Here is a 7,324-nt window from a genome sequence, read left to right as displayed (position 1 = left end):
CGGTCGTGGTCGAGCGCAAGAAACGTCGCGTGCTCACCAAGCCGGGCGAAACCCCCGCCCCTGCGCCCGCCGAAGAGGCCAAGGAAGCGCCCGCGCCCGCTCCGGCCGCGCCTGCCCCTGCGCCGGCTGCCAAGAAAAAGAGCGAAGCCGACGAAACGCTGACCCGTAAAGAAAAACAGGAAAAACTGCTGCGCGAGGCCGAAGAGGCCCGCCTGGCGCAGCTCGAAGATACGCGCCGCCGCGAGGAAGAAGCCAAGAAACAGGCCAGCGAAGAAGAAGCCAAACGCGCTGAGGAAAACCGCAAGGCCGAAGAGGCTGCGGAACAGGAAGCACAAGAGGCCACCGCAGCGGAGCCCGAAGATGCGCCGGCTGCCGAAGCGCAGCCCGGCGGCCCGACACTCGATCCGAACAAACCGGCGCCGCGCACCTTCACACCGGTCGCCAAGCCCAAGCGCCCCGAAAAGAAGAAGGAAGAAAAGGGCAAGCCGAAGCGGGCCAGCGAGAAGCGCAAGGAACGTTCGAAGCTCACCGTCAACCGCGCCTTGCGCGACGGCGACGGCAGCCCGCGTTCGCGTTCGCTCGCCGCGCTCAAGCGTGCTCGCGAGAAGGACAAGGAAAAGCGCGCGCACGCCGACGACCAGCCCAAGGTCAAGAAGGCGCGCGACGTTACGGTGCCGGAAGCCATCACGGTCGGCGAACTTGCCAAGCGGATGGAGGAGAAGGCCGCCGATCTGGTGAAATCGCTGTTCAAGATGGGCATGGCGGTGACCGTCAACCAGACGATCGACCAGGATACGGCCGAACTGCTCGTCACCGAATTCGGGCACAATATCCAGCGCGTTTCGGAAGCCGATGTCGAACTCGGCATGGAAGGCGAAGAGGACAAGCCCGAGGATCTGAAGCCGCGCCCGCCCGTCGTCACGGTTATGGGCCATGTCGATCACGGCAAGACGAGCGTGCTCGACGCGCTGCGCGGCAGCGAGGTCGTTTCGGGCGAAGCCGGCGGCATCACCCAGCACATCGGCGCCTATCAGGTGAAGACGAAGGACGGTCAGGAAATCACCTTCCTCGACACGCCGGGCCACGCCGCGTTCACGGAAATGCGGGCGCGTGGCGCGAACGTCACCGATATCGTGATCCTGGTCGTTGCCGCGGATGATGGCATCATGCCGCAGACGATCGAGGCCATAAACCACACCAAGGCCGCCGAGGTGCCGATGATCGTGGCGATCAACAAAATGGATGTCGAAGGTGCCGATCCGCAGAAAGTGCGCGAGCGGCTGCTCGAACATGAAGTGATCGTCGAAGCGATGTCCGGCGACGTGCAGGATGTCGAAATCTCCGCGCTCAAGGGCGACGGGCTCGACGAACTCGTCGAGAAAATCCTGCTCCAGGCAGAACTGCTCGAACTCAAGGCCAATCCGGACCGCGAAGCCGAGGGCACGGTCGTCGAAGCGAAGCTCGACAAGGGCCGCGGCCCGGTCGCAACGGTGCTCGTCAATCGCGGCACCCTGAAGACCGGCGACATTTTCGTCGTCGGCGCCGAGAGCGGCAAGGTGCGTGCCATGGTCAACGACAAGGGCAAGCAGGTGAAGGAAGCCGGCCCGTCCGTGCCGGTCGAAGTGCTCGGCCTGTCTGGCGTGCCCAATGCCGGCGATCCGCTGACGGTCGTCGAGGACGAATCGCGCGCCCGCGAAGTCGCCGCCTATCGGCAGGGCGTTATCGACCGCGCGCGGACGACGCAGACGCCGACCAGCGTCGAGAACATGTTCTCGGCGATGGGCGAAGCGCAGGCGATCGAGTTCCCGCTCGTCATCAAGGCGGACGTCCAGGGTTCGGTGGAAGCGATTATTAGCTCGCTCGAACAGATTTCGACCGACGATATCAAGGTCCGCGTCCTGCATTCGGGCGTCGGCGGTATCACGGAAAGCGATGTGACGCTGGCCGCAGCCTCCAATGCCCCGATCATCGGCTTCAACGTGCGCCCGAACGCCAAGGCCCGCGACATCGCGAAGCGCGACAATGTGGAGCTGCGCTACTACGACATCATCTATAACCTGCTCGACGAGATCAAAGCCGAAATGGCGGGCGAACTCGGGCCGGAGCGGATCGAGAATGTCGTCGGCCGCGCCGAGATCAAGGAAGTCTTCCCGGCCGGCAAGAAAGACAAGGCGGCCGGCCTGCTCGTCACCGAAGGCTTCATCCGCAAGGGCCTCAGCACCCGTCTGATGCGTGACGATGTCATCGTCAGCGCGACGACGATCGCCTCGCTGCGACGCTTCAAGGACGATGTCGAAGAAGTCCGCTCGGGCCTCGAATGCGGCGTCGTGCTTGAGGACACGAACGACGTGAAAGCAGGCGACACGCTCGAAGTGTTCGAGGTCGAGGAAAAAGAGCGCACATTGTAGCTGTCACAAATTGCGCCTAGACTGCTCTTTCCAAAACAAGAGGGAGAGCCGAGATGGGCGACAAGAAAGATCCAGGCAAAGGCGGCGACAAGGGCAAGCCGGGCGACAAGGGCGGCGATAAAGGCGGTGACAAGGGCGGCAAGAAATAGGCCGTTCTGATTCCGTGATCGGCGGTCTCGTCCCGGGCCTGAGGCCCATGTCGTAGGCCGAGACATAAGAGACCGCCGATGGCATCCGAAGACACACAATCCGTAAGACTGCTGCGCGTCGGCGAACGCGTGCGCCATGTGCTGTCCGAAATCCTTTCCCGCGGCGACGTGCATGACGAGGTGCTTTCCACGCATTTGGTGAGCGTTACCGAAGTGCGCATGTCGCCGGACCTTCGCCATGCCACCGTCTTCGTGAAACCGTTGCTCGGCGGCGACGAAGAAGAGGTGCTCGCAGCGCTCAAAAGGAATGTCCGCTATTTGCGCGGCGAGGTCGCGAGCCGTGTGAACACCAAATATGCAGCCAACCTCAAATTCCTGCTCGACGAGAGTTTCGACGAGGGCGGCAAGATCGACCGGCTCCTGCGCGATCCGAAAATCGCGCGCGACCTGTCCGAATCCGGCGAGGAATAGGCCTGCCCCCGTCCGGTCTGCTATCGGCAAGCGACCCAGCATCGATGACGGGAGGAAAGCATGGATTTCGAGCGCATACTCTATGACGCGCCAGCCGAGCATGTCGCGCGGATCACACTCGATCGCGCCGACAAGGCGAACGCGCAGGATGCGAAGATGCTCTACGAGATTGACCGGGCGCTGACCCGCGCCGCACAGGATGACGATGTCCGCTGCATCGTCATCGCGGCGAATGGCGACCATTTTTCCGCCGGGCACGACCTGAAGGATCGATCGGGTCCCGCCGATCACGGCCCGGTCACGCAATGGGCCGGCTTCGATGAACCGGGCCAGGCCGGACAGATGAGCACCGAACAGGAAATGTATCTCGGCCTGTGCTGGCGCTGGCGCAATCTGCCCAAGCCGACGGTCGTCCAGGTGCAGGGCCAGTGCATCGCGGGTGGGCTGATGCTGGTCTGGCCCTTCGATATCGTCATCGCGAGCGAGGATGCGCGCTTCTCCGACCCGGTCGTGGCGTTCGGCGTGAACGGCCATGAATATTTCACCCATGTCTGGGAGGTCGGGCATCGCAAGGCCAAGGAGATGCTGTTCACCGGCACGAGTTTCAGTGCCGAGGAATGCAGGCAGCTCGGCATGGTCAATCATGTCGTGCCGCGCGAAACCTTGGAGAGCTTCACGCTCGATATGGCAGAACGGATCGCGAAACGGCCCATGATCGGCCTCAGGCTTGCCAAGCTCGCCTGCAACCAGAGCCTCGACGCACAAGGCCAATGGACGGCGATCCAGGCGGCAATGGGCTGGCAGCAGGTTGGCCATGCCAATGCCCGGCTCAACCATGGCGTGCCGATCGATCCGTCCGGCGCCGACACGATCCGCGCGGAGACCCGGAAATCCGACGATTGAGATCGAGAAATAATTTTACCCGGGTATATTGACTCGTATTTTACCCCGGAATAAATAGCCGTCCGTTCAGGAGGCTATGATGACAAGCTACACCGCATTCGTGACCGAAAGCTGGCTCGCAACCGGCTCGCGCAACCATATCGTCGAAACCCTGCGCGGCATGCCGGAAACCGAACGCGCGTCGGACATTCTCGTGTTCGACGACGAGACCGGGCAGCAGGTCGATTTCGATCTTCGCGCGCTGGCGCAGGAGCCTGCACCGCCGAAACGCGGGCGGCCGAAACTCGGCGTGACGTCGAAGGAGGTGACGCTGCTCCCCCGGCATTGGGACTGGCTCACCAAACAGCCGGGCGGCGCATCCGCGACCCTGCGCAAACTCGTCGAGACGGCGCGCAAGGCCGGCCTGCCCGACCGTTCGAAGCGCGACGCGGCCTATCATTTCTTGAGCGCTATGGCCGGCGACTATCCGCATTTCGAGGAAGCGATCCGCGCGCTCTATGCCGACGACCGGAACCGGTTCGAAACGCTGACCGCGAAATGGCCGATCGCCGTGCGCGATCACGCCCTCGGCTTGGCCTGGGGGCAATAGGCTTGGCGCGCGGCAGCATGCGGCGCTAGGCTCGCCGCGTGGCCAAGCTCTATTACTACTATGCGTCGATGAATGCCGGCAAATCCTCGACGCTGCTGCAGGCTGCATTCAACTATGGCGAACGGGGCATGCAGGTGATGCTGTGGACCGCCGCGCTCGATGACCGGCCGGGGTTCGGCGCGATCAGCTCGCGCATCGGCCTCAACAGCGACGCCCATCGCTTCGACGAGAATAGCAATATCCATGATGCGGTACTCGAAGAGCATCGCGAAACGCCGCTCGCCTGCGTGCTGATCGACGAAGCACAATTCCTGACCAAGGATCAGGTCTGGCAATGCGCGCGCCTGGCGGACGAGCAGAATATTCCCGTACTCGCCTATGGTCTGCGCACCGATTTCCAGGGCGAATTGTTCGAAGGATCGGCGACATTGCTCGCCCTTGCCGACTCGCTGGTCGAGCTGAAAGCGGTCTGCGAGTGCGGGAAGAAAGCGACGATGAACCTGCGCATCGATGAAACCGGCAAGGCCGTCAGCGCCGGCAAACAGACCGAGATCGGCGGAAACGAGCGCTACATCGCGCTGTGCCGCAAGCATTTCATGCAACGGTTGGGGCGCTGACCGAGTAGTTGCCGGCTCCGGCGTATCGGGCGGCGACGGCATCGGCTCAGGCTCCGTTCAGGCGGACGCGGCTAGCGCTATCGGCATGAAGACGTTTCTCGCCTCCATCACCGCGCTGACGCTGGCGGCCCCGGCCGCCGCTTTTGACGATCCGGATGACGGCTCGGCAAGCGCGGAGCCCGAACAGGCCTATATCCCGTTCGCGAACAGCTCGATCCGCAGCTGGCGGGCGCCGGAGCGCGATATATTGCTGATAGAAGCCAATCGCGGTCGCTGGTATCGCGCCGAGTTTCTCGGGCCCTGCAACGGCCTGCGCTTTACCGAGGCGATCGGGTTCGACGTCAACAGCAATGGCCGGTTCGACCGTTTCAGTAGCGTGATCACGCGCGACCAGCGTTGCCGCGTGCGCAGTCTGGTGCGCATTCCCGATCCCGACGAGACGGCAGAATAGACGCAGGCGGAATAGCCGCCCCGTCCGCGCCACAATCGCCTGCCAATGGGCGGCCATGGCCGCCGATCGCTCCATGCTTGCCCAGCCGCTGTCCAATGGCGATGTGCGGCTCGAACTGCGCACCGAGGCCCATCGCGAGGGCCTGCGTGCTGCCTGTGCCGCCGATCCCGATATATGGGACATCTATCCCTTCTCGATGCTCGATGAGCATTTCGATCGGGGATTCGATCGGATCGGCGAACTGGCCGACACGGAAGACTGGGTGAATTTCATCGTGCTGAACGGCGAAGATGTCGTCGGTATGACCAACTATATCCGGCCCGGCGGTTTTCAGCCCGTGCTCGAGATCGGCGGGACATATATCGCGCCGGCGGTGCGCGGCGGGCCCTTCAATCGCACGATGAAGACGCTGCTGATCGATCACGCCATCGCCTGCGGCTATCGCCGGATCGAATTCCGCGTCGACACCCGCAACAAGCGCTCGATGGCCGCGGTGCTGAAACTCGGTGCGACGCATGAAGGCACGCTGCGCGAAAACCGTATCACCTGGACGGGTTATGTTCGCGACACGGCGGTTTTCGGGCTATTGGCCGAGGAATGGCAGACCCGGACGTAAAACCCGCCCTCCATGGCTGGATCATTCTCGACAAACCCGTCGGGATCGGCTCGACGCCCTGCGTATCGGCAGTGAAGCGGGCGTTGCGCGAGGGCGGCTATGCGAAGGTGAAAGTCGGCCATGGCGGGACGCTGGACCCGCTCGCGTCCGGCGTGCTACCGATCGCGCTCGGCGAAGCGACGAAGCTCGCGGGCCGGATGCTCGATAGCGACAAGGTCTATGATTTCACCATTCAGTTCGGGACCGAGACCGACACGCTGGACGCCGAGGGCGAAGTCACCGAACGCTCCGAGAACCGCCCTTCTCTCTCCGATATCGAGGCGGTCCTGCCGCAATTCACTGGATCGATAGACCAGATCCCGCCCAAATATTCCGCCCTCAAGATCGATGGCAAGCCGGCCTATGCGCGGGCTCGCGCCGGCGAAGACGTCGAGATGAAGACCCGCGGGGTAACCATCCACGCGCTCTCGATAATGCCGCCCGACAGGACCGGAAAGCTCACCGAGGTCGCCCTCACCGCCCATGTTTCCAAGGGTACCTATATCCGCTCCCTCGCCCGCGACATCGCGCGTGCCTTGAACACGGTCGGTCACGTCACTATGTTGCACCGCAGCAAGGCCGGCCCCTTTTCGCTGAAAAGCGCGATTTCGCTGGACAAACTGGACGAACTCGCTAAGAGCCACGGCCTTGAACAGGCACTCTTGCCATTGGCGGCAGGGCTGGACGACATCCCGGCTCTACCCGTCGCTCCCGATCAGGCAAGGCAGCTCCGCATGGGGCAGCGGGTGATCGGGGTTTCCGCCACTGCCGGGCTCTATCTTGCAACCGACCAGTCTGTTCCGGTTGCTCTCGTGGAATGCGACGGGATCGAGCTGAAAGTCGTGCGCGGATTTAATCTATGAACGCTTATTCGAAAGGAATTATGCGATGTCGATTACTGCCGAACGCAAGGCCGAAGTGATCAAGGAACATGCCCGTGAAGACGGCGATACGGGTTCTCCTGAAGTGCAGGTCGCGATCCTGACCGAACGGATCACCAACCTCACCGAACATTTCAAAGGCCATCACAAGGACCATCATTCGCGCCGCGGGCTGCTGATGCTGGTCAACAAGCGCCGCA

At 62.8% G+C, this 7,324-nt stretch carries 9 protein-coding genes; all 9 read left to right on the top strand.

Annotated elements, in window-relative coordinates; genetic code table 11:
• A partial coding sequence (gene infB / locus ACTS1Z_RS09380) for a translation initiation factor IF-2 (RefSeq protein ID WP_442624192.1) occupies positions 1-2,408 on the top strand: 2,408 nt, incomplete at its 5' end.
• Between the two features lie 227 nt (positions 2,409-2,635).
• On the top strand, positions 2,636-3,028 hold the full coding sequence (rbfA, locus tag ACTS1Z_RS09375; protein ID WP_442624191.1) for a 30S ribosome-binding factor RbfA: 393 nt from the start codon (positions 2,636-2,638) through the stop codon (positions 3,026-3,028).
• A 60-nt stretch (positions 3,029-3,088) separates the two neighbouring features.
• Positions 3,089-3,931, top strand: a complete 843-nt coding sequence (locus tag ACTS1Z_RS09370) for an enoyl-CoA hydratase (protein WP_442624190.1) — start codon at positions 3,089-3,091, stop codon at positions 3,929-3,931.
• Between the two features lie 79 nt (positions 3,932-4,010).
• Positions 4,011-4,520 (top strand): DUF2239 family protein, encoded by a 510-nt coding sequence (locus ACTS1Z_RS09365; RefSeq protein ID WP_442624189.1) that lies wholly within the window; start codon positions 4,011-4,013, stop codon positions 4,518-4,520.
• Between the two features lie 38 nt (positions 4,521-4,558).
• Positions 4,559-5,137, top strand: coding sequence for a thymidine kinase (locus tag ACTS1Z_RS09360; protein WP_442624188.1), 579 nt, complete (start codon positions 4,559-4,561; stop codon positions 5,135-5,137).
• An 85-nt stretch (positions 5,138-5,222) separates the two neighbouring features.
• Positions 5,223-5,588: a DUF6491 family protein gene (locus ACTS1Z_RS09355; protein ID WP_442624187.1), complete on the top strand. Its 366-nt coding sequence runs from the start codon at positions 5,223-5,225 to the stop codon at positions 5,586-5,588.
• Between the two features lie 55 nt (positions 5,589-5,643).
• Positions 5,644-6,204, top strand: a complete 561-nt coding sequence (locus tag ACTS1Z_RS09350; protein ID WP_442624186.1) for a GNAT family N-acetyltransferase — start codon at positions 5,644-5,646, stop codon at positions 6,202-6,204.
• Entirely contained in the window at positions 6,186-7,106 is a 921-nt protein-coding gene (truB, locus tag ACTS1Z_RS09345) for a tRNA pseudouridine(55) synthase TruB (protein ID WP_442624185.1), read from the top strand. Before ACTS1Z_RS09350 ends, truB begins: the two co-directional genes overlap by 19 nt.
• A 25-nt stretch (positions 7,107-7,131) precedes the next feature.
• Positions 7,132-7,324: 30S ribosomal protein S15 (gene rpsO / locus ACTS1Z_RS09340; RefSeq protein ID WP_442624184.1), on the top strand; the 193-nt coding region annotated here is incomplete at its 3' end.

The organism is Parasphingopyxis sp. (assembly GCF_052168295.1).
In the GTDB taxonomy this organism is placed as follows: Bacteria; Pseudomonadota; Alphaproteobacteria; order Sphingomonadales; family Sphingomonadaceae; genus Parasphingopyxis.
Note: the sequence above shows the minus strand (reverse complement) of the source record. Positions and strands in the feature narration are given on the sequence as shown.

Excerpts from the sequence above, each read along its gene's own strand:
- rbfA (WP_442624191.1), top strand. The coding sequence starts at position 2,636 with ATGGCATCCGAAGACACACAATCCGTAAGACTGCTGCGCGTCGGCGAA.
- ACTS1Z_RS09370 (WP_442624190.1), top strand. The coding sequence starts at position 3,089 with ATGGATTTCGAGCGCATACTCTATGACGCGCCAGCCGAGCATGTCGCG.
- ACTS1Z_RS09365 (WP_442624189.1), top strand. The coding sequence starts at position 4,011 with ATGACAAGCTACACCGCATTCGTGACCGAAAGCTGGCTCGCAACCGGC.
- ACTS1Z_RS09355 (WP_442624187.1), top strand. The coding sequence starts at position 5,223 with ATGAAGACGTTTCTCGCCTCCATCACCGCGCTGACGCTGGCGGCCCCG.
- ACTS1Z_RS09350 (WP_442624186.1), top strand. The coding sequence starts at position 5,644 with ATGGCCGCCGATCGCTCCATGCTTGCCCAGCCGCTGTCCAATGGCGAT.
- truB (WP_442624185.1), top strand. The coding sequence starts at position 6,186 with ATGGCAGACCCGGACGTAAAACCCGCCCTCCATGGCTGGATCATTCTC.